The following is a 21613-nucleotide window of genomic DNA, read 5'->3' as shown; positions in this document are numbered from 1 at the left end:
ATGCCGGCACGTCCGTACCTTCGCTTTTCTACGGAGGTGACGGCATGAGCGTGCTCGTCGTGGGCCTGTCCCACCGCTCCGCTCCCGTCGACCTGCTCGAGCAGGCGTCCCTCGACACCGATGCGGCGGTCAAGCTGTCGCACCAGGCGCTCGACGTCCCCGCCGTGACCGAGTCGGCCGTCATCTCGACCTGCAACCGGGTCGAGGTCTACGTGGAGGCCGACCGCTTCCACGGCTCGGTCGAGGAGGTCACGCAGCTGCTCGCCGACCAGTCGGGCCTGCGCCGCGAGGCCTTGCTGCCGTACGTCTACGTGCACTACGACCAGGCCGCCGTCGCGCACCTCTTCCGCGTCGCCGCCGGCCTCGACTCGATGATCCTGGGTGAGAGCCAGATCCTCGGCCAGGTCCGCAGCACGCTGCACCAGGCGCAGGCCGAGTCCACCGCCGGCACGAGCCTCAACGCCCTGTTCCAGCAGGCGCTGCGCATCGGCAAGCGCGGTCACGCCGAGACCGGCATCGACCGCCTCGCGCCGTCGCTGGTCACCGCCGCGCTCGACGCCGCGGGCGACGCCGTGATCGGCGACCAGAAGCGCTTCCTCGTCGCCGGCGCGGGCACGATGAGCCTGCTCGCCGTGCGCACCCTGATCGAGCGCGGCGTCGACCCGTCGCGCATCTGGGTCGCCAACCGCACGTTCCAGCGCGCCTTCGAGCTCGTCGCCACGCACGGCGTCAGCGCCGTCCGCTGGGAGTCGCTCGACGTCGAGCTGTCCGCCGCCGACGTGCTCGTCACGTGCACCGGCGCCACGGGCGTCGTCTTCGACACGCCGCGCATCGAGCGCGCCACGGCCGACGGCCGCGAGCTCACCGTGATCGACCTCGCGCTGCCGCGCGACGTCGCCCACGAGGTCCGCGACCTGCCGGGCGTCGAGGTCATCGACATCGAGGTGCTGGCCGCCCGCGCCACCGCCGACTCCGTCGCCGAGGACGTCGAGCAGGTCCGCCGCATCGTGCAGTCCGAGGTCGACGCGTTCCTCGCCTCGCGTCAGCAGGCCAAGGTGACCCCCACCGTGGTCGCGCTGCGCAGCATGGCCACCGAGGTCGTCAGCGCCGAGACCGCGCGCCTGCAGTCCCGCCTGTCCGGCCTGGACGAGGCCCAGCTCGACGAGGTCCGCCGCGCGATGCGCCGGGTCGCCGAGAAGCTGATCCACCAGCCCACCGTGCGCGTCAAGGAGCTCGTCGAGGGCCCCGAGAACCTCACGTACGCCGATGCGCTGGCCCACCTGTTCCAGCTCGACCCGTCGGCGGTCACGGCCGTCACCGACCCCGGAGGAGACGCATGACCCTCCGACTCGGAACCCGCGCCAGCGCCCTGGCCACCACCCAGTCCGGCTGGGTGGCCGACCGCATCCGCGAGGCCCACGGCGTCGACGTCGAGCTCGTGATGATCTCCACCGAGGGCGACCGCTCCAGCGCGCCGCTCACGCAGATCGGCGGCACCGGCGTGTTCGTCGCCGCGGTCCGCGAGGCCGTGCTCGACGGCACGGTCGACTTCGCCGTCCACTCGCTCAAGGACCTGCCCACCGGTGACGCCGACGGCCTGGCCCTGGCCGCCGTGCCGCAGCGCGAGGACCCCCGCGACGTGCTGATCGCCCGCGACGGGCTCACCCTCGGCGAGCTGCCCCGCGGCTCCCGCGTCGGCACCGGCAGCCCGCGCCGGGTCAGCCAGCTCAACGCGCTCGGCCTCGGCATCGAGATCGCCGAGCTGCGCGGCAACGTCGACACCCGGATCGGCAAGGTCACCGGCGGCCAGCTCGACGCGATCGTGCTCGCCCGCGCCGGACTGCTGCGGCTGGGCCGTGCCGACGAGGCCACCGAGGTCCTCGACCCCCTGCAGATGCTGCCGGCTCCCGGACAGGGAGCCCTCGCCGTCGAGTGCCGCGCCGATGACGACGCGACCCTCGACCTGCTCTCCGTGATCGACGATCCCGACACCCGGGCCGCCGTCACGGCCGAGCGCACCCTCCTCGCCACCCTCGAGGCCGGGTGCAGCGCGCCCGTCGGAGCTCTCGCCGACGTCGTCTGGGGGGACGACGGAGACGAGCTCTGGCTGCGCGCCGTCGTCGGAGACCTCTCCGGCAACCCCGTCATCCGACGGTCCGCCTCCGGTACTCCCACGGAAGCCGCCGCCCTCGGGCGCCGGCTCGCCGAGGAGCTGCTGGCCGAGGGCGCCGATCAGCTCATGGGCTCGGTGACCGCCCCATGAGCACCACCACGCAGCACGAGACTCCGCCACCGAACAAAGCAAGGAAGAGCGTGTCCACCACCTCCGCGATGCCCACGTCCCCCGCCACCACCGCGACCAGCACCCAGCCTGTGGGCCGGGTCAGCTTCGTCGGTGCCGGCCCCGGCGACGCCAGCCTGCTGACCGTGCGAGCCACCGAGGTGCTCGCCCAGGCCGACGTCGTGATCGTCGAGTCCCCCGAGCAGGAGGCGCTCGTCACCAACGGTGCCGAGATCGTCGACGGCGGCACGAACGCCTCGGGCGAGACCCTCACGCACGCCGCCCGCGGCAAGCTCGTCGTCAAGCACGCCAAGACCGGCGCCCACGTCGTGCGCCTCATGGTCGGCGACCCGTTCACGTACGCCACGGGCCCCGAGGAGGCGACGGCCTGCGCCAAGGCCGGCATCTCCTTCGAGGTCGTCCCGGGCGTCTCGTCGGTCTCCGCGGTCCCGGCGTACGCCGGCGTGCCGCTGACCGACAAGCAGCACCGCGAGTTCAAGGTCGTCAGCGTCGGCGACGCCTCGGTCGACTGGACCGAGGCCGCCCGCCACGAGACGCTCGTGCTGCTCTCGGCCGTGAACCGCATCGCCGAGGTCGCCTCCGGCCTGGTCGAGGCGGGCCGCTCGCCCGAGACGCCCGTCGCCATGACGCGCCTGGGCACCACCACCCGCCAGGAGACCGTGGTCTCCACGCTGGCCGGCATCGCCGACGCCGCGAAGGCCGCGCAGATGACCCCGCCGGCGATCGTCGTCGTGGGCGAGGTCGTCGCCCAGCGCGACGCGCTGTCGTGGTTCGAGACCAAGCCGCTCTACGGCTGGCGCGTGCTCGTGCCCCGCACGAAGGAGCAGTCACAGTCGCTCGCGGCGCGCCTGCGGATGTACGGCGCGGTCTCCGAGGAGGTCCCCACCATCTCGGTCGAGCCGCCGCGCAACCCGCAGCAGATGGACAAGGCCGTCCGCGGCCTCGTCGAGGGTCGCTACGAGTGGGTCGCCTTCACCAGCGTCAACGCCGTCAAGGCCGTCCGCGAGAAGTTCGAGGAGTACGGACTCGACGCGCGCGCCTTCTCGGGCCTGAAGATCGCCGCCGTCGGCGAGAAGACCGCCGAGGCCATCGAGACCTGGGGCATCCGTCCCGACCTCGTGCCCTCGGGCGAGCAGTCCGGTCGTGGCCTGCTCGAGGACTGGCCGCCGTTCGACGAGCTGCTCGACCCGATCAACCGCGTCTTCCTGCCGCGCGCCGACATCGCCACCGAGACCCTCGCGGCCGGCCTGGTCGAGCTGGGCTGGGAGGTCGACGACGTCACCGCCTACCGCACCGTCCGGGCCTCGCCGCCGCCGGCGCCCACCCGCGAGGCGATCAAGTCGGGCAAGTTCGACGCCGTGCTGTTCACGTCGAGCTCGACCGTGCGCAACCTCGTCGGCATCGCCGGCAAGCCGCACGCGACGACGATCATCGCCTGCATCGGCCCCGCGACGGCGAAGACCGCCGAGGAGCACGGCCTGCGCGTCGACGTGATGGCCGAGAAGCCGTCCGCGGAGGAGCTGGCCGACGCCCTCGCGCAGTTCGGCGAGGCGCGCCGCCTGCAGTTCGTGGAGGCCGGCGAGCCGGTCCTGCGTCCCTCGCAGAAGAAGCCGTCCTCGCGCCGCAAGGCCTGAGACTGTCGGTTTCCCCGGTTAAGTGGGTTTCCTGTCACTGAACGAGGTTTGCGAACCCCGTTCAGTGACAGTTTCCCCGCTTAACCGGGGAAACTGCGCCCCGCCGAAGGAGAGGCAAGCATGATCGAGCGCCCCCGCAGGCTGCGGTCCACCGCGGCCGTGCGCCGGCTGGTCCGCGAGACGCACCTGGTGCCGTCGCAGCTGGTCCTGCCGATGTTCGTGGCCGAGGGGATCGACGAGCCGCGGCCGATCGCCAGCATGCCGGGCGTCGTCCAGCACTCGCGCGAGTCCGCCCGTCGGGCCTACGCCGAGGCGGTCGAGCTCGGCCTCGGCGGCGTCATGCTGTTCGGCGTGCCCCAGCACAAGGACGCCGTGGGCTCGGGCGCGCTCGACCCCGACGGCATCCTCAACACCGCGATCGCCGACGCCCGCGCCGAGGTCGGCGACGACCTGCTCGTCATGGCCGACCTGTGCCTGGACGAGTTCACCGACCACGGCCACTGCGGCGTGCTCGACGACCGCGGCCGCGTGGACAACGACGCCACCGTGGAGATCTACGGGCGCATGGGCGTGGCGCAGGCGCAGGCCGGTGCCCACGTCGTCGGACCCAGCGGCATGATGGACGGCCAGGTCGAGGTCATCCGTCGCGAGCTCGACGCCGCCGGCCACGAGGACGTCGTGATCCTGGCCTACGCCGCGAAGTACGCCTCGGCGTTCTACGGCCCGTTCCGCGAGGCCGTCGACTCCTCGCTGCAGGGCGACCGCCGCACCTACCAGCAGGACGCCGGCAACCGCCGGGAGTCGCTGCGCGAGACGCTGCTCGACCTCGAGCAGGGCGCCGACATCGTCATGGTGAAGCCGGCCATGTCCTACCTCGACATCGTGGCCGACGTGCGGGCCGCCGTGGACGTGCCCGTCGCCGCCTACCAGGTGTCGGGGGAGTACGCGATGATCGAGGCCGCCGCCGCGAACGGCTGGATCGACCGCGAGCGCGCCATCGACGAGTCGCTGCTCAGCATCCGCCGCGCGGGCGCCGACATCGTCCTGACCTACTGGGCGGCCGAGGTCGCCCGCCGCCTGACGCGCTGACCGTGACGTCCTCGCGGACATCACCGCAGCGCTCCCGAGAGGAGCACGCATGAGCACCACCGCATCCGAGGAGCTGTTCGCCCGCGCCCAGCAGGTGTCGCCCGGCGGGGTGAACTCGCCGGTCCGCGCCTTCCGGGCCGTCGGCGGCACGCCGCGGTTCATGGCCTCGGGCAACGGCGCGTGGCTGACCGACGCCGACGACAACCGGTACGTCGACCTCGTCGGCTCGTGGGGGCCGATGCTGCTGGGTCACGCGCACCCCGAGGTCATCGAGGCCGTCACCGCTGCGGCGGCCCGCGGCACCAGCTTCGGCACCCCGGCCGAGCCCGAGGTCCTGCTGGCCGAGGAGATCGTCGGCCGCACGCCGGTCGAGCGCGTCCGCATGGTCTCCTCGGGCACCGAGGCCACGATGTCGGCCATCCGCCTCGCGCGCGGCTTCACCGGCCGCGACCGCATCGTGAAGTTCAGCGGCTGCTACCACGGCCACGTGGATGCGCTGCTGGCCGAGGCCGGCTCGGGCGTCGTCACCCTCGGCATCCCGGGCACGCCCGGCGTCCCGGCCCACGTCACCGCCGACACGATCGTGCTGCCCTACAACGACCCGGCCGCCGTCGACGCGGCCTTCGCCGAGTACGGCGACCAGATCGCCTGCGTCATCACCGAGGCCGCCGCGGGCAACATGGGCGTCGTGCCGCCCCACCCGGGCTTCAACGAGCACCTGGCCCGCACGTGCGCCGAGCACGGCGCGCTGTTCATCACCGACGAGGTGATGACCGGCTTCCGCGCCGCGCGCAGCGGCTACTGGGAGATCGACGGGAAGGTCGAGGGCTGGCAGCCCGACCTCATGACCTTCGGCAAGGTCATGGGCGGTGGCTTCCCGGCCGCGGCGTTCGGCGGGCGCGCCGACGTCATGGACCTGCTCGCGCCGGTCGGCCCGGTCTACCAGGCGGGCACGCTGTCGGGGAACCCCGTGGCCACCACCGCCGGCCTCACCACGCTGCGCTTGGCCACCCCGGAGGTCTACGACCGGCTGAACGCGACGTCCACGCAGGTGCAGTCGCTCGTCTCCGACGCCCTCGCCGAGGCGGGCGTCCCGCACACCCTGCAGACCGCCGGCACGATGTTCAGCGTCTTCTGGGGCGTCGCCGAGCCGGTGGCCGACTTCGCCGGCGCGCAGTCCCAGGACACCGCCGCCTACACGGCGTTCTTCCACGCCATGCTCGACGCCGGCGTCTACCTGCCGCCCAGCGCGTACGAGGCCTGGTTCCTCTCCGCGGCGCACGACCCCGACGTCGACTCCGAGCCCCTCTCTAGACTGGCCGAAGCCCTCCCCGGCGCCGCCCGCGCGGCCGCCGCCGCGGCCCGCTGACACGAAGGAACCAGATGAGCACCCGCACGATCGTCCACCTGATGCGCCACGGTGAGGTCCACAACCCCGAGGGCGTCCTCTACGGCCGTCTCGCCGGCTACAACCTCTCCGACCTCGGCCACGAGATGGCCGCCACGGTCGCCGAGTCGCTGACGTCCCACGACATCACGCACCTGGTCGCCTCGCCGCTGGAGCGCGCGCAGCAGACCGCGAAGCCGGTCGCGGACATCCTCAAGCTCGACATCCACACCGACGAGCGCGTCATCGAGGCGGGCAACAAGTTCGAGGGCCGCACCGTCGGCGTCGGACCGAAGGCGTTCCTGAACCCGCGCTTCTGGCCGTGGCTGTGGAACCCGTTCCGTCCGTCCTGGGGCGAGGCGTACGCGCACATCGCCGGCCGCATGCTGCTGGCGATCGACGACGCCCGCGAGGCCGCCCGCGGTCACGAGGCGCTCATCGTGTCGCACCAGCTGCCGGTGTGGATCGCGCGCAAGTCCTACGAGAAGGGCCGCTTCGCGCACGACCCGCGCAACCGCCAGTGCACGCTCGCCAGCCTCACGACGCTGACCTTCGAGGACGACACCTTCAAGGGCCTCGTCTACAGTGAGCCCGCCGGTCACCTCATCCCCGACGCCCTGCGCGGGAAGTTCGTCGGCGGGGCATGACGAACAGGCAGTCCGCGCGACTCCTCGTGGTCGCGCTCATGGCGCTCGTCCTCTCGGCGTGCGTCGGCGGGGTCAAGGACACCGGCGACGACGGCTTCATCTCGGGCAACGGCGAGATCACCTTCATCGACCCGGGCAAGCGCAAGCCCGCGCCCGAGCTGAAGGGCACCGACCTCGACGGCAACGAGATCAGCTCGGCCGACTTCGCCGGGCAGGTCCTCGTCGTCAACCTGTGGGGCTCGTGGTGCGCGCCCTGCCGTGCCGAGGCGCCCGCGCTGCAGAAGGCCTCCAGTGAGCTGGCCGACGAGAAGGTGCAGTTCCTCGGCCTGCTGACCAAGGACAACCCGGCGCCGGCCAAGGCGTTCAACGCCGAGTTCGGCATCGACTACCCGAGCATCGACGACTCCGCGGGTCGCAACCAGGCCGCGTTCGCCGACTCGCTGCCGTCGGTCGCGATCCCCACCACGTGGGTCATCGACAAGAACGGCAAGGTCGCCGCCCGCGTGATGGGCGAGCTCACCGACGCGACGCTGCGTGGTCTGGTGGAGCAGACCAAGAAGAGCACGTCGTGATCTCTGGCGACATCACCGAGTGGTTCCTGGACACGGCTGCCTCGGGCAACCTCGTCCTCACGGTGCCCGTCGCCCTGCTCGCCGGCCTCGTCTCCTTCTTCAGCCCGTGCGTGGTCCCGCTGCTGCCGGGCTACCTGTCCTACGTCTCCGGCGTCGCCGTCACCGAGCTCGAGACCGCGCGACGCGGCCGGGTCGTGGCGGGCTCCCTGCTCTTCGTGCTGGGCTTCAGCGCGGTGTTCGTGGCCGGGGGAGCGCTGTTCGGCGCCGCCGGCCAGCAGCTGCTGCCGTACCAGCGTGAGATCTCGATCGTCGCCGGCATCCTGCTCGTGGTGATGGGCCTGGCGTTCCTGGGCTGGGTCCCGCTGCTCCAGCGCGACGTCCGCAAGCACGGCGTCCGCCGCGTCGGCCTCGTCGCCGCGCCGCTGCTGGGCGTCGTGTTCGGTGTCGGCTGGACCCCCTGCATCGGCCCCACGCTCACCGCCGTGCTGGCCCTCTCGGCGAACGAGGCCACGGCCGGGCGAGGCGCGTTCCTCGCGCTCGTCTACTGCCTGGGCCTCGGCCTGCCGTTCGTCGTCGCGGCCCTGTTCCTGAGCCGGTTCCTGCGCGTCACCGGGTGGGTGCGCCGCCACCAGCGCCTCGTCTCGGCCATCGGCGCCGCCCTGCTCATCGCCACCGGTGTCCTGCTGATCACCGGCTGGTGGCAGGACATGGTCATCGCCCTGCAGCACTGGATCAGTGGATTCGAGGTCCTGATGTGACTCCCCGCGACAAGCGCAACGAGGTCGCCTCCGAGCTGCGCCCGCTCGAGTTCGGTCGCTGGGCCTGGCGCCAGCTGACGTCGATGCGCACGGCCCTGCTGCTCCTGCTGCTGCTGGCGATCGCGGCCGTCCCCGGCTCGTTCATCCCGCAGCGTGGCGTCGACGCCCGCGCGGTCCAGGCGTACTACCTCGACCACCCGAAGCTGGCGCCCGCGCTCGAGAAGCTGGGCATGTTCAGCGTGTTCTCCTCGGTGTGGTTCAGCGCCATCTACCTGCTGCTGATGGTGTCGCTGATCGGCTGCATCCTGCCGCGCTGCAAGGTCTACGCCCAAGGCCTGAGGGCACGCCCGCCGAAGGCGCCGCGCAACTTCGGGCGGCTGCCCGCGAACGACCGCTTCGAGACCGAGAAGTCGGTCGCCGAGGTGCTCGAGGCCGGTCGCCGCGCGCTGCCGCGCGCCCGCATCGACGTGGTGCAGGAGAGCGACGACGCCGGCGAGCTGCGCGCCGAGAAGGGCTACCTGCGCGAGCTGGGCAACCTGGTCTTCCACATCTGCATCGTCGTGGCACTGCTCGGCGTGGCCGCCGCCGCGCTGTGGGGCTACCGCGGCAACGTGATCGTGGTCGAGGGCGGCGGCTTCAGCAACACGCTCTCGCAGTACGACGAGTTCTCCTCCGGCGCGATGTTCGACGCCCAGACCGACCTCGACCCGTGGTCGATCCAGCTCGAGGACGTCCTGACCCGCTTCTACGTCGAGGGCAACCAGCGCGGCGCGCCGAAGCTCTTCCGCGCGACCGGCACCTACAACGAGGCCGGCAGCGACGACGACGGCGAGTTCTCGATCGAGGTCAACCACCCGCTCGCGGTGGGCGGCGAGGACGTCTTCCTCGTCGGCCAGGGCTACGCGCCGGTCATCCGCGTTACCGACTCCACCGGGCGGGTCGCGTTCGACGGTCCCGTGCCGTTCCTGCCGGCCGACTCCACCTACACGTCCACGGGCGTCGTCAAGGTGCCCGACGCCGACGGCGAGCAGCTCGGCTTCCAGGGCTTCTTCCTGCCGACCGCGTTCTCGTCCGACCCCGACAAGCCCTCGGTCTCGGTGTTCCCCGGCGCGCTCAACCCGCGCATCGGCATGAACCTGTGGACCGGCGACCTCGGCCTCGACGAGGGCGTCTCGCAGTCGGTCTACTCGCTCGACACCACGAACATGACGCAGGTGAAGGAGGGCGACGGGAACTTCCGCGTCGACCTCGGCCCGGGCGAGAGCCAGGACCTCCCCGGCGGCGGGACGATCGAGTTCGTCGAGCTGAAGCAGTTCGCGCGCTTCCAGATCGGTCACACGCCCGTCCCGTGGCTGCCGCTGTTCGGCGTGGGCGTTGGCATCCTGGGCCTGACGGCCTCGCTGATCGTCCGCCCGCGGCGCACCTGGATCCGAGCCCGCCGGGACGGATCACGTACCGTGGTGGAGGTGGCAGCGCTCGATCGCGTTCCGCGCGACGACCTCCCCGCAGAACTCGACGACCTGTTGACCCGGCTGCACGCGGAGCTGGGCGACGAGCACGCGAAGGAACCGGCATGACTCTCGACCAGTGGGCCCAGCTGTCCAACTACCTCACCGGTTCGGCATTCGCCGTCCTGTGCATCGCGTTCTTCTGCCATGTGGCCGAGTGGGTCTCGGCCCGCCGCCAGGCCCCGGTCGCCGTCGCCGCCGGCGCGTCCGAGGGCGCCGTCGCCACGGCCGACGCCGACGACGAGCCCGAGACGCCCGACCGCCTCGTCGGCATCGCCGTCTCGCTCACCGTGCTGGGCACCCTGCTGCTGATCGGCGGCTCGGTCACCCGCGCCCTGGCGACGCAGCGCGCCCCGTTCGGCAACATGTACGAGTTCGGCGTCACCGGCACGGCCATCGCGCTGACCGTCTACCTGATCATGGTGTGGCGCTCGCGCATCCAGTGGATGGGCGGCGTCGTCCTGGGGGTCAGCCTGTTCATCCTGGGCATGTCGATCTCCAGCTACACGCCCGCCGGCCCGCTCGTGCCCGCGCTCAACACGTTCTGGAAGTACATCCACGTCAGCTCGATCATGGTCGCCGCGGCGATGTTCATGGTCGGCGCCGCAGCCAGTGTGCTCTACCTCGTGAAGGTCCGCGCCGAGGAGCGCGGCAAGGTCGGACCCGTCCTGGCCCGCTTCCCGACGTCCGCGCGGATCGACCAGGTCGCCTTCCGGATGAACGCCATCGGCTTCCCGATGTGGACCTTCGGCGCGCTGATCTCCGGCCCGATCTGGGCCCACCTGGCCTGGGGCCGCTACTGGGGCTGGGACCCCAAGGAGGTCTGGGCGCTCATCACCTGGATCGTCTACGCGGGCTACCTGCACGCGCGCGTCACGGCCGGCTGGAAGGGCAAGCGCGCCGCCTACCTCGCGCTGATCGGCTTCGTCACGTTCATCATCAGCTACTACGTGGTGAACCTGTTCGTCTCGGGCCAGCACAGCTACGCCTGAGCCGTCCGTTAGCCTCGCGCTCATGGGCGCACGCATCGAGGTCGCCGGCCTCACCAAGGTCTACGGCGACCTGACCGCCGTCGACGACCTGACCTTCACCGTCGAGCCGGGGGAGTTCTTCGGTCTCCTCGGACCCAACGGCGCGGGCAAGACCACCGCGCTGGAGATGATCGAGGGGCTGCGTCACCCCGACGCGGGCTCGGTCTCGATCGACGGCCACGACCCGTGGAAGCGCGACCCCGTGCTGCAGCGCCGCCTCGGCGTCCAACTGCAGTCCTCGGCGTTCTTCGAGCGCCTCACCGCCCGTGAGCAGCTGGCCACGTTCGCCGCGCTCTACGACGTGCCCGCGGCCCGCGCCGACGCCCTGCTCGAGCAGGTCGGCCTTGAGGAGAAGGCCGACTCGCGCGTCGAGGACCTCTCGGGCGGCCAGGCGCAGCGGCTCTCGATCGCCTGCGCGCTCGTGCACGATCCCGAGGTGGTCTTCCTCGACGAGCCCACCGCCGCGCTCGACCCGCAGGCGCGACGTAACCTGTGGGACTTCCTGCGCGGCCTCAACGACTCCGGACGCACCGTCGTGCTGACGACGCACTACATGGAGGAGGCCGAGGTGCTGTGCGACCGGGTCGCGATCGTCGACCGCGGCCGGCTGCTGGAGCTCGACTCGCCCGCGGCGCTCGTGCGCGGCCTCGACGCGCCCACCCGGATCAGCCTCGCGCCCGATGCGATCGACGAGGCCGGTGCCCGCGCCATCCCCGGCGTCGAGGAGGTGCAGGTGCACCCCGACCGCACGATCCTGTCCACCCGCCGCCCCGCCGAGGTGCTCGCCGAGCTGGCCCGCCTCGACGCCCTCAACGGACTCACCGCCTCGGGCGCCACGCTCGAGGACGTGTTCCTGAGCCTGACCGGACGGAAGTACCGCTCGTGACCGCACTGCTCTCGCTCTCGCGCGCGATGTTCAAGGGCTTCGTCCGCGACCGCATGACCCTGTTCTGGGCGGTGCTGTTCCCGCTCATGTTCCTCGTGCTCTTCGGCGGCATCCTCACCGACCAGGGCGCCCCGCGGCTCGAGGTCGTCCAGGTGGGCACGGTCGCCGCGCTCGACGACATGCCCGCCGACGCACGCAAGGCGCTCGACGAGAGCGTGGAGATCACGAAGTCCTCCGACGAGGCGAAGGCGCTGCAGGAGGTCCGCGACGGCGACATCGCCGCCGTGGTCACCGAGGAGGGCGACCGGATGGTCGTGCACTTCTCGCAAGCGGACCAGGTCGCCGCGGCCCGCGTGCGCGGCACGTTCCAGGGCGTCGTCGACTCGGCCAACCTCGCGGCCGCGGGCGCCACGCCGGCGTTCACGCTCGAGCCGCGTCAGGTGGAGGACGAGTCCCTCGAGACGATTCAGTACGTCACGCCCGGCCTGCTGGGCTGGGCCATCGCCATGAGCGCCACGTTCGGCGCCGCGGTGAACCTCGTCGCCTGGCGCCAGTCCGGCCTGCTGCGACGGCTGCGGCTCGCGCCGATCCCGACCTCGTCGGTGGTGCTCGCCCGCGTGGGCGTCAGCGTGTCGGTCGCGCTCGGCCAGACCGCGATCTTCCTCGGCCTCGCCGTCGGCGCGTTCGGGCTCGTGCTCACCGGCTCGTGGCCGCTCGTGATCCCGCTCGTCCTCGCGGGCACGCTCGCGTTCCTCTCGATCGGCATGCTGGCCGGCTCGATCAGCAAGACTGAGGAGGGCGCCGTCGGCCTGGCGAACTTCATCGTGCTGCCGATGGCGTTCCTGTCGGGCTCGTTCTTCCCGCTGGAGGGGGCGCCGGACTGGCTGCAGTTCATCAGCCGGCTGCTGCCGCTGCGGCACCTCAACGACGCGATGCTCGACGTGATGGTGCGCGGTCAGGGCGTCGAGGCGATCATCGCGCCGATGGCGATCCTGCTCGGCTTCACCGCCGTGTGCGCGCTCATCTCCGCGCGCGTCTTCCGCTGGGACGCCTGACCCCTCAGGAGGCGGTGAGCTGTCAACCCTTCCCGGGGTGGGGCGGTGCGTCAGCAACCGCATGGGAGTCCCCATCGGTTGAGGACTCACCGGGCACCCGCGGGTTCGGTTGAGGACTCACCGCCCACCGAGGGGCAGCGGCTCAGAGGCCGCGCAGGAAGTCGGGGTCGTCGTCGGGGCCGAGGGGCCGCGGCGGACGCTTGCGCGGGCCACTGCCGGGGGAGCGGCCCTTGGCCACGCCGAAGATCAGCCACAGGGCGGCGCCGGCGTACGGCGCGAGGACGATCAGCAGGGCCCAGCCCCACTTCGGCAGGTGCTGCACGCGGTCCCGCGGCGTCGCCACGAGGTCGTAGAGGCTGTAGACCGTGAGGACCACGGCCGCCAGCACGAGGAACACCTTGCCCATGGCCAGAGCGTACCGACCCGGTTCCAGCCGCGCGCCCGGATGCGGCGGCCTCCCGCGCGTCCGGAGGCTCGGTCCCGGCGACTAGAATCCGGGGCATGAAGGCCTTCTGGACGTACACGCTCGCTCGACTCGGGGTCTTCCTCGTCACGTGGGCGGTGCTGTTCGGGATCTCCCGCCTCGTCTTCGACCCGACCGCGGTGCTCGACCTCTGGGTCCTGCTGCTCGCGCTCGTGGTGTCCTCGGTCATCGCGATGTTCACCCTGCGCGGCCTGCGCGACCAGGTGGCGGTGAAGCTGCAGGAGCGCGCCCAGGCCCTCAACGACCGCATCGAGGAGTCGCGGCGTGCCGAAGACGTCGACTGACGACCGCGCCTGGCTGGCCGACGCGGTCCGCCGCGTCGAGGCCGACGCCAACCGCAGCGCCGACACCCACCTGCACGCCCTGGACCTGCCGTTCCCGGGCGTGCAGATCTATCTCAAGGACGAGTCGGTCCACCCGACCGGCAGCCTGAAGCACCGCCTCGCGCGCTCGCTGTTCCTCTACGCCCTGTGCAACGGCTGGATCCACCGCGGGACCACGATCGTCGAGGCGTCCAGCGGCTCCACCGCGGTCTCGGAGGCCTACTTCGCGCGGCTGCTGGGGCTCCCGTTCGTGGCGGTCATGCCGCGCAGCACCAGCGCCGAGAAGATCTCCTTGATCGAGTGGTACGGCGGTCGCTGTCACTTCGTCGACGACGCCCGGCGGATGTACGCCGAGGCGCAGCGGCTGGCCGACGAGTGCGACGGCCACTACATGGACCAGTTCACCTACGCCGAGCGCGCCACCGACTGGCGCGGCAACAACAACATCGCGGAGTCGATCTTCGCCCAGCTGTCGGCCGAGCCGCACCCGATCCCGGAGTGGATCGTCGTCAGCGCGGGCACCGGCGGCACGTCGGCCACGATCGGCCGCTTCGTGCGCTACCGCCGCTTCGACACCCGGCTGCTGGTCGCCGACCCCGAGGGCTCGGCGTTCTACGACGGCTGGGACACCGACTCCTCCGACGTCACCACCGACCGGGCGCCGCGGATCGAGGGCATCGGCCGGCCGCGCGTCGAGCCGTCGTTCGTCGGCGGCGTCGTCGACGAGATGGTGCGGGTGCCCGACGCCGCCTCGATCGCCGCGATGCGCTGGACCTCCGACCTCATCGGCCGGCCCGTCGGCGGCTCCACCGGCACCAACATGTGGGCGGCGCTCGGCCTGGCCTCGCGGATGGTCGCGGAGGGATGCGAGGGCTCGATCGTCACGCTGCTGTGCGACGGCGGCGACCGCTACACGCACACCTACTTCGACGACCGATGGGTGGCCGAGCACGACCTCGACCCCACGCCCTACCTGCAGCAGCTGTCCGAGCTCACCCGGACGGGCACGTTCACACCGGACCGATGAACAGGCCCACGGTCAGGCCCACGGCGTAGACCAGCTCGGCGATGCCCGTCTCCTTGAGCACCGGGATCAGCGCCGGGCCCGTCGCGCCCGAGCGGACGGCCGAGGCGGCCCGGCCCGCGGTGGGCATGCCCAGCCAGGCCAGCAGCGCCCACGGGGTCTGGGTGGCGCACCAGGCGACGACGAGGACGAACGCCACGAGGACCAGGCCGACGTAGAGCCAGCGCGTGCGCCGGTCGCCCAGCACGACGGCCAGGGTGCGCTTGCCCGTCTCGGTGTCGGTGGGGATGTCGCGCAGGTTGTTGGCCACGAGGATCGCGCAGGCCAGCGAGCCGACGCCGATCGCGCCCGCGACGCTCACGCCGTTGATGCTGCCCAGCTGGACGTAGGTGGTGCCGAGGACGGCCACGAGGCCGAAGAACACGAACACGCTCACCTCGCCGAGCGCCCGGTAGCCGTACGGCTTCGAGCCACCGGTGTAGCCCCAGGCCGCGAGGATCGCGACGGCACCGACGGCGATCAGCCACCAGCCCGACGTGGCGGCGAGGACCAGTCCGAGGAGGGCGCCGAGGCCGAGGAACGCGAACGCCGCGCGCTTGACCTTCTCGGGCGCGACGAGGCCTGACCCGACGAGGCGCAGCGGGCCGACGCGGTTCTCGTCGGTGCCCTTCACGCCGTCGGAGTAGTCGTTGGCGTAGTTGACCCCGACCTGCAGTGCGAGGGAGACGCCGAGCGCCACGAGCGCCTTCCACCAGACGAATCCGTCGTCGTAGGCGGCGGCGCCGGTGCCGACGGCGACGGGGGCGATGGCGGCGGGCAGCGTGCGCAGCCGCGCGCCCTCGATCCACAGTTTCAGGCCGGTCGGGGAGGTCACCCCGTGAGTGTAGGAGGCGCCTGTCGGCCCGGTCCTACAGTGGTCGGGTGGCTGCCTCCCTGTCTCCCGTCGCCGGTTCCGCACGCGAGGTGCTGGAGCTGCTGCGGCCCTGGGTGACGGGTGGCGGCGAGCCGCTGCTCATGCACACGTCGGGCAGCACCGGCGAGCCGAAGCCTCTCCGGCTGTCCCACGCGGCGGTCCTCGCGTCGGCGCACGCCGCACTGTCGCGGCTCGGCGGACCGGCGCAGTGGCTCTCGGCGCTGCCGCCGACCGGGGTGGGCGGGCTGCAGGTGCTCGTGCGCTCGATCGTCGCGGGCACCGAGCCGGTCTTCCTGGACGAGCACGCCGACATCGCCTCGGCCGCCGCGGCGATGACGGGGTCGCGACGCTACGCCTCGCTCGTGCCCACCCAGCTGTTCCGGCTGGTGGAGTCCGGGCGGGCCGGCGACCTCGCCTCGTTCGACGCGGTGCTGCTCGGCGGTGCCGCCGCGCCGCGTGCCGTGCTGGAGCGCGCGGCCGAGGCGGGCGTGCGGATCGTGCGGACCTACGGCATGACCGAGACGTGCGGCGGCTGCGTGTACGACGGGATCCCACTCGACGGAGTACGGCTGCGGATCGAGGACGACGGCCGGGTGGCGATCGCGGGTGCCGTGCTGGCCGACGGCGTCGGCGAGTGGCTCGTGACGAACGACCTCGGCCGGATCGACGACGACGGTCGCCTGCACGTGCTGGGTCGCGCCGACCAGGTGGCGGTGAGCGGCGGGGTGAACGTGCCTTTGGCCGCGGTCGAGTCCACGCTGCGCGACGAGCCGGGCGTGTTGGACGTCGTGGTCGTCGCGCGGCCCGACCCCGAGTGGGGACAGGCGGTGGTGGCGTTCGTCGTGGGCGATCTCGACCGCGCCCAGGCCGCGGCGGCCCTCGAACGCGCTGGCCACCCGCGCACCTGGACCCCTCGCGCCGTCCACCGCCTCGACGCCCTCCCGCTCCTGCCGAACGGCAAGCCCGACCGCGTCGCGCTGGCGGGTGACGGTTTCCCCGGTTAACCGGGGAAACTGTCACTTCACGAGGTTTGCGAACCACGCGAAGTGACAGGAAACCTCGTTCAGTCGAGGTGTCGGGGCCGAGCGAGGCACTTGCCGGGAAGCCCACGTCACCGGGAAGCCCACGTCACCGGGGAAACCGTCAGACGGACCTCAGAGCGAGGCGAGGGCGTCGGCGACGGGGGTGTCGCCGCCCACGACCTCGAACTGCTTCCCGATGGTGCTGTCGTCGGCGAGGACGGCCGCGAGGACGGCGGCCACGTCGGCGCGGGGGATCTCGCCGCGGTCGACGGTCTCGCCCACCTCGACCCGGCCCGTGCCGGCGTCGTCGGTGAGGGCGCCGGGGCGCACGATCGTCCAGTCGAGGCCGCTCTCGCGCAGGGCGGTGTCGGCGTCGCGCTTGGCCTCGACGTAGGCCTTCCACACCGGCTCGACGTCGTCTCCGGGGGCGGTGTCGACGCCCATCGCCGACAGCTGCACGAAGCGCTTGACGCCGAGCGACTTCGCGGCCTCGATCGACTTCAGCGAGCCCTCGAGGTCGACGCTCCTCTTCCGCTCGATCTTGCCGTCGGGCCCGCCGCCGGCCGCGAACACCACGGCGTGGCAGTCGGTGAAGACCGTCGCGAAGTCCTCGGCCGAGGCGTTCTCGATGTCGAGCAGCCGGATCGCCGCGCCGGGCAGGTCGGCGGCGTGGTCGGGGTTGCGGACGAGGGCGACCGGGAGGTCGCCGCGGTCGGTGAGCAGAGGGACGAGGAGGCGGGCCACCTGGCCGTGGCCTCCCACGATGGCGATGTCGGACATGACTCCACCGTAGGCAGGTCCGCGCGACTCCGCCCGTCGCGAAGTTCGAGGCGCAGTGGAACCTGAGCGCCTCACCGTGGATACTCTCGTGGGTGGAGTTCCGTACCTATTCGATCCCCATGCGCACGCGGTTCCGTGGACTCGAGAATCGTCAGGGGATGCTCGCCGAGGGCCCGGCCGGGTGGGCCGAGTTCAGCCCGTTCCCCGAGTACGACCACATCACCTCGCTGCCCTGGCTGCAGGCCGCCGTCGAGGCCGCGTGCAAGCCGTGGCCCGAGCCGGTGCGCGAGTGCGTCCCGATCAACGGCATCGTCCCCGCAGTCGGCGACGGCGCCACCGCCGCCCGCACCGCCGTCGAGAGCGGCTGCAGGACCATCAAGATCAAGGTCGCCGAGGCCGGCGAGACGATCGAGAACGACATCGAGCGCATCGCCGCCATCCGCGACGCCCTGCCCGGCGTGCTGATCCGCATCGACGCCAACGGCGCGTGGAGCGTCAAGGACGCGGTCAAGGCCATCAAGAAGCTCGACCACGTGGCCCGCGGCCTCGAGTACGTCGAGCAGCCGTGCGCCACCGTCGAGGAGCTGGCCCAGGTGCGCCGCAAGGTCGACGTCCCGATCGCGGCCGACGAGTCGATCCGCCGCGCCGCCGACCCGTTCCGCGTGCGCGACCTCGACGCCGCCGACATCGCGGTGCTCAAGGTGCAGCCGCTCGGCGGCGTCCGCGCGTGCCTGCGCATCGCCGAGCAGATCGACATGCCGATCAGCGTCTCCAGCGCGGTCGAGACCTCGATCGGGCTGGCCGCCAGCGTCGCGCTCGCCGCGGCCCTGCCGGATCTTCCGTACGCGTGCGGCATCGGCACGGCCCACCTCCTGACCAGCGACGTCGTCGCCGAGCCGCTCGAGCCGGTGGACGGCAGCCTGTGGCCCACGCGCCCCGTGCTCGACGAGGAGGCCTACGCCAAGGTCGCCGCCCCGGCCGAGGTCGACGAGCGCTGGCAGGCCCGCCTCGACCACGTACGGGAGTCGTTGTGACCGACGAGAGAGCCGTCGAGACCGCACGCCGGCTCGTCGCGACCCTCCTCGCGCAGGAGGTCTCCGACGCCGTCCTGTCTCCCGGCTCGCGCTCGGGTCCGATCGCGCTGGCGCTGCACGCCGCCGACGACCAGGGCCTCATCCGGCTGCACGTCCGCGTCGACGAGCGCGAGGCCGGCTTCCTGGCGCTCGGCCTGGCCAAGGCGTCCGGCCGCCTCACCCCCGTCATCACCACGTCCGGCACCGCCGTGGCCAACCTGCACCCCGCCCTGCTCGAGGCGCTGCACGCGAACGTGCCCGTCCTGGCCGTCACCGCCGACCGCCCGGGCGCCCTGCGCGGCACGGGCGCGAACCAGACCACCGTGCAGCCGGGCATGTTCCCCGGCATCACCTTCACCGACCGCATCACCGGCCTGGCCGGTGCGGTGCGCGGCGGCGGCCCGGTGCACCTCAACGTCGAGCTCGACGAGCCGCTCGTCGAGTCCGTCTCGTGGAAGTTCCCGCAGAACTCGTGGTCGATGAGCCAGCCCGTCGCGGGCCGCACCGAGGTGCTGGAGACCGGCCCCCGCACCCTCGTCGTCGCGGGCGACGGCGCCGACCCCACGCTCGCCGCCGCGGCGCAGCAGGCCGGCTGGCCGATCATCGCCGAGCCCTCGTCGGGACTGCGCGGCGCGCCCACCTCGGTGGCGTGCGGCCGCGTCGTGCTGGGCGGGCGGCTGATCGAGCGGATCGAGCGCATCGTCAGCGCCGGCCATCCCACGCTCTCGCGTCCCGTGACGAACCTGCTGACGAAGACGAACCTGCCCACGGTGCACGTCGGCGACGCGTCCACGTTCCCGGGCGTCCCCGGTGGCAACGTGACGTTCGCCGACCGCATCTCCGTGCGCGGCGGCGTGACCGACGAGTCCTGGCTGCGCAGCTGGCTGCAGGCGGGCGACCGCATCCAGAACGCTTTGCTGCAGGCCGAGCAGTTCACCGTCGCGGAGGCGGTCTGGAAGGCCGCCACCCGCGGGCTCCTCGTGCTCGGCTCGTCCAACACCGTCCGCGACGTCGACCTCGTCGCGCCCGTGCGCGCGCCGGGCCCGCGCGTCCTGGCGAACCGGGGCCTCGCCGGCATCGACGGCACGGTCTCGACAGCGGTCGGCGCCGCGCTCACCAGCTACGGCCGCGCGATCGCGCTGATGGGCGACCTCACGTTCCTGCACGGCGCCAACGGCCTGCTCATCGGCCCGATCGAACCGCGCCCCGACCTGACGATCGTCGTGCTCAACGACGACGGCGGTGGCATCTTCCACACGCTCGAGCAGGGATCGCCCGAGTACTCCCAGGCGTTCGAGCGCGTCTTCGGCACGCCCACGCGCACGAGGATCGACGCGCTGTGCGCCGCGCACGGGGTCAAGCACCGGCTCGTCGAGGCGAGTCAGCTGGCGGCCTACCTGTCGCGCGCGCCCGTCGGGATCGAGGTGCTCGAGGTGCAGGTCCAGCGCGCCGGACGCCGTGCCCTGCAATCGGTTGTCTCGGGTCTCGCCGCCGTCTAGGTTTGTGGCCAGCGTCACACCGGGTTGCGCTGGGCAGGAGCAGACATGGCCGACGAGGCGTTCGACCACATCGTCATCGGTGCGGGAAGTGCCGGTGGCGTGATCGCCGCGAGGCTGAGCGAGGACCGCGACCGGCGCGTCCTGCTGCTCGAGGCGGGGCCCGCCGACGAGGACGACATGATCAAGATCCCGGCCGGCTTCAGCCAGCTGTTCAAGACCCGCTGGGACTGGAACTACGAGACCAGCGCGCAGAAGCACCTGGGCGGCCGTCGCGCCTACTGGCCGCGCGGCAGGACCCTCGGCGGCAGCTCCTCGATCAACGCGATGATCTACATCCGCGGCAACGCCGCCGACTACGACGAGTGGCGCGACGCGTACGGCGCCACCGGCTGGGGCTACGACGACGTGCTGCCCTACTTCGTGAAGTCGGAGGCCAACCAGCGTCTCGCCGGGCCGTACCACGGCACGCAGGGCCCGCTGGTCGTCGAGGACCGCCGCTTCACCCACGAGCTGACCTCGGCGTTCGTCGAGTCGGCCGTCGCGGCGGGCCTGAAGCAGAACGACGACTTCAACGGCGCCACGCAGGAGGGCGCCGGCGTCTACCAGGTCACGAACCGCCGCGGCGAGCGCTGGTCGGTGGCCGACGCCTACATCCGGCCCGCGATGGGTCGCCCGAACCTCACGGTGCGCACCGAGGCCTTCGTGACCCGCATCCTCATCGAGAACGGCCGCGCCACCGGCGTCGCCTACCGCAAGCACGGCCAGGAGCACGTGGTCCGGGCGGACGGCGAGGTCATCCTGTCCGGCGGCGCGATCAACAGCCCGCAGCTGCTCATGCTCTCGGGCGTCGGCCCCGGCGCGCACCTGCGCGAGGTCGGCATCGACGTGGTGGTGGACTCACCGGGCGTGGGCCAGAACCTCCAGGACCACCCGGTGGCCGGCAGCCTGGTCTACACGCGCAACACCACCGACCTCGCCGACGCGATCACCGTGGCGAACATGCTGCGGTGGAAGGCCACCAAGACGGGGCCGCTGGTGTCCAACATCGGCGAGGGCGGTGCGTTCTTCGCCTCGCGCGACGACCTCGACCTGCCCGACATCCAGATCCACGTGGCGCCCAGCGGCTTCTACGACAACGGTCTGCACGAGCCCGTGCGCCGCTCGGTCACGGTGGCGCCGACGCTGGTCAACGTGCAGAGCCGCGGCCAGATCCGGCTCCGCTCGGCCGACCCGTCGTGGCACCCCGAGATCGACCCCGCGTACTTCGACGACCGCGCCGACCTCGACGCGATGCTCGGCGGCTACCGCCGGATGCTCGACATGATCTGGCAGGGCCCGATGGCGCGGATGCTCGACGAGCCGTGGGAGCCCGCCGTGCGCAACCCCACCGACGACCAGATCCTCGACGTCGTCTCGCGGCTGGGCCAGACGCTGTACCACCCGACCTCCACGTGTGCCATGGGTACCGTCGAGGGCAGCGTCGTCGATCCCGAGCTGAAGGTCCACGGCGTCGACGGCCTGCGGGTCGCCGACGCCTCGGTCATGCCGCGTGTCCCGCGTGGCAACACCAACGCACCCACCATCATGATCGGCGAGAAGGTCGCCGATCTCATCCGAGGAGCCTGA

Annotated in this window: 21 protein-coding genes; 18 read left to right on the top strand and 3 right to left on the bottom strand. The window is 72.1% G+C overall.

Annotated features, from left to right (window positions below; translation table 11 throughout):
* Positions 1–44 precede the first annotated feature (44 nt).
* The 12 genes from O3S82_RS14830 to O3S82_RS14775 all read left to right on the top strand — a co-directional run bounded on the left by O3S82_RS14830 (position 45) and on the right by O3S82_RS14775 (position 12869).
* Complete coding sequence (locus O3S82_RS14830; protein ID WP_179422594.1) at positions 45–1340, top strand: glutamyl-tRNA reductase; 1296 nt, start codon at positions 45–47, stop codon at positions 1338–1340.
* Complete coding sequence (hemC, locus tag O3S82_RS14825; RefSeq protein WP_269303833.1) at positions 1337–2263, top strand: hydroxymethylbilane synthase; 927 nt, start codon at positions 1337–1339, stop codon at positions 2261–2263. The genes O3S82_RS14830 and hemC overlap by 4 nt, the downstream gene beginning before the upstream one ends.
* Positions 2260–3936 (top strand): uroporphyrinogen-III synthase, encoded by a 1677-nt coding sequence (locus O3S82_RS14820; protein WP_425545970.1) that lies wholly within the window; start codon positions 2260–2262, stop codon positions 3934–3936. The genes hemC and O3S82_RS14820 overlap by 4 nt, the downstream gene beginning before the upstream one ends.
* 120 nt (positions 3937–4056) lie before the next feature.
* Positions 4057–5025: a porphobilinogen synthase gene (gene hemB, locus O3S82_RS14815; RefSeq protein ID WP_269303832.1), complete on the top strand. Its 969-nt coding sequence runs from the start codon at positions 4057–4059 to the stop codon at positions 5023–5025.
* A gap of 49 nt (positions 5026–5074) precedes the next feature.
* A complete protein-coding gene (hemL, locus tag O3S82_RS14810; protein WP_269303830.1) occupies positions 5075–6394 on the top strand; it encodes a glutamate-1-semialdehyde 2,1-aminomutase in 1320 nt (439 codons plus the stop codon).
* 14 nt (positions 6395–6408) lie between these two features.
* A complete protein-coding gene (locus O3S82_RS14805; RefSeq protein WP_269303828.1) occupies positions 6409–7059 on the top strand; it encodes a histidine phosphatase family protein in 651 nt (216 codons plus the stop codon).
* Positions 7056–7631: a TlpA family protein disulfide reductase gene (locus tag O3S82_RS14800; RefSeq protein ID WP_269303826.1), complete on the top strand. Its 576-nt coding sequence runs from the start codon at positions 7056–7058 to the stop codon at positions 7629–7631. Before O3S82_RS14805 ends, O3S82_RS14800 begins: the two co-directional genes overlap by 4 nt.
* Positions 7628–8389, top strand: coding sequence for a cytochrome c biogenesis CcdA family protein (locus O3S82_RS14795; protein ID WP_269303824.1), 762 nt, complete (start codon positions 7628–7630; stop codon positions 8387–8389). Before O3S82_RS14800 ends, O3S82_RS14795 begins: the two co-directional genes overlap by 4 nt.
* Positions 8386–9966, top strand: a complete 1581-nt coding sequence (resB, locus tag O3S82_RS14790) for a cytochrome c biogenesis protein ResB (RefSeq protein WP_269303822.1) — start codon at positions 8386–8388, stop codon at positions 9964–9966. The genes O3S82_RS14795 and resB overlap by 4 nt, the downstream gene beginning before the upstream one ends.
* The gene (ccsB, locus tag O3S82_RS14785) at positions 9963–10889 is read left to right on the top strand and encodes a c-type cytochrome biogenesis protein CcsB (RefSeq protein ID WP_179422608.1); all 927 of its coding nucleotides are present in this window, start codon (positions 9963–9965) and stop codon (positions 10887–10889) included. The genes resB and ccsB overlap by 4 nt, the downstream gene beginning before the upstream one ends.
* Positions 10890–10911: 22 nt before the next feature.
* Complete coding sequence (locus O3S82_RS14780; protein WP_179422610.1) at positions 10912–11814, top strand: ABC transporter ATP-binding protein; 903 nt, start codon at positions 10912–10914, stop codon at positions 11812–11814.
* A complete protein-coding gene (locus tag O3S82_RS14775; RefSeq protein WP_269303821.1) occupies positions 11811–12869 on the top strand; it encodes an ABC transporter permease in 1059 nt (352 codons plus the stop codon). Before O3S82_RS14780 ends, O3S82_RS14775 begins: the two co-directional genes overlap by 4 nt.
* Before the next feature lie 142 nt (positions 12870–13011).
* Here O3S82_RS14775 and O3S82_RS14770 read toward each other — a convergent pair whose 3' ends face one another.
* Positions 13012–13275, bottom strand: coding sequence for a PLD nuclease N-terminal domain-containing protein (locus O3S82_RS14770; RefSeq protein ID WP_179422612.1), 264 nt, complete (start codon positions 13273–13275; stop codon positions 13012–13014).
* 95 nt (positions 13276–13370) lie between these two features.
* Here O3S82_RS14770 and O3S82_RS14765 point away from each other — a divergent pair, with 95 nt between their 5' ends.
* Both O3S82_RS14765 and O3S82_RS14760 read left to right on the top strand, forming a co-directional pair.
* Positions 13371–13637, top strand: coding sequence for a DUF4229 domain-containing protein (locus O3S82_RS14765; protein ID WP_179422614.1), 267 nt, complete (start codon positions 13371–13373; stop codon positions 13635–13637).
* The gene (locus O3S82_RS14760) at positions 13618–14703 is read left to right on the top strand and encodes a PLP-dependent cysteine synthase family protein (RefSeq protein WP_179422616.1); all 1086 of its coding nucleotides are present in this window, start codon (positions 13618–13620) and stop codon (positions 14701–14703) included. The genes O3S82_RS14765 and O3S82_RS14760 overlap by 20 nt, the downstream gene beginning before the upstream one ends.
* Here O3S82_RS14760 and O3S82_RS14755 read toward each other — a convergent pair.
* On the bottom strand, positions 14687–15574 hold the full coding sequence (locus O3S82_RS14755; protein WP_269303820.1) for a 1,4-dihydroxy-2-naphthoate polyprenyltransferase: 888 nt from the start codon (positions 15572–15574) through the stop codon (positions 14687–14689). The two genes, O3S82_RS14760 and O3S82_RS14755, sit on opposite strands and share 17 nt — an antisense overlap.
* Positions 15575–15621: 47 nt before the next feature.
* On the opposite strand from O3S82_RS14755, the gene O3S82_RS14750 reads away from it, so the two are divergent.
* Complete coding sequence (locus O3S82_RS14750; protein ID WP_269303818.1) at positions 15622–16617, top strand: AMP-binding protein; 996 nt, start codon at positions 15622–15624, stop codon at positions 16615–16617.
* Between the two features lie 150 nt (positions 16618–16767).
* Here O3S82_RS14750 and O3S82_RS14745 read toward each other — a convergent pair whose 3' ends face one another.
* Complete coding sequence (locus O3S82_RS14745; protein ID WP_179422618.1) at positions 16768–17415, bottom strand: SDR family oxidoreductase; 648 nt, start codon at positions 17413–17415, stop codon at positions 16768–16770.
* Positions 17416–17507: 92 nt separating this feature from the next.
* Between O3S82_RS14745 and O3S82_RS14740 the strand changes: the two genes are divergently transcribed.
* Genes O3S82_RS14740 through O3S82_RS14730 form a run of 3 tightly spaced genes read left to right on the top strand, consistent with a single transcriptional unit; the run spans position 17508 to position 21613 of the window.
* The gene (locus O3S82_RS14740; protein ID WP_269303815.1) at positions 17508–18449 is read left to right on the top strand and encodes an o-succinylbenzoate synthase; all 942 of its coding nucleotides are present in this window, start codon (positions 17508–17510) and stop codon (positions 18447–18449) included.
* On the top strand, positions 18446–19987 hold the full coding sequence (gene menD / locus O3S82_RS14735) for a 2-succinyl-5-enolpyruvyl-6-hydroxy-3-cyclohexene-1-carboxylic-acid synthase (RefSeq protein WP_269303813.1): 1542 nt from the start codon (positions 18446–18448) through the stop codon (positions 19985–19987). The genes O3S82_RS14740 and menD overlap by 4 nt, the downstream gene beginning before the upstream one ends.
* A gap of 45 nt (positions 19988–20032) precedes the next feature.
* Complete coding sequence (locus tag O3S82_RS14730) at positions 20033–21613, top strand: GMC family oxidoreductase (protein WP_269303812.1); 1581 nt, start codon at positions 20033–20035, stop codon at positions 21611–21613.

The organism is Aeromicrobium sp. HA, assembly GCF_027171405.1.
In the GTDB taxonomy this organism is placed as follows: Bacteria; Actinomycetota; Actinomycetes; order Propionibacteriales; family Nocardioidaceae; genus Aeromicrobium; species Aeromicrobium tamlense.
Note: the sequence above shows the minus strand (reverse complement) of the source record. Positions and strands in the feature narration are given on the sequence as shown.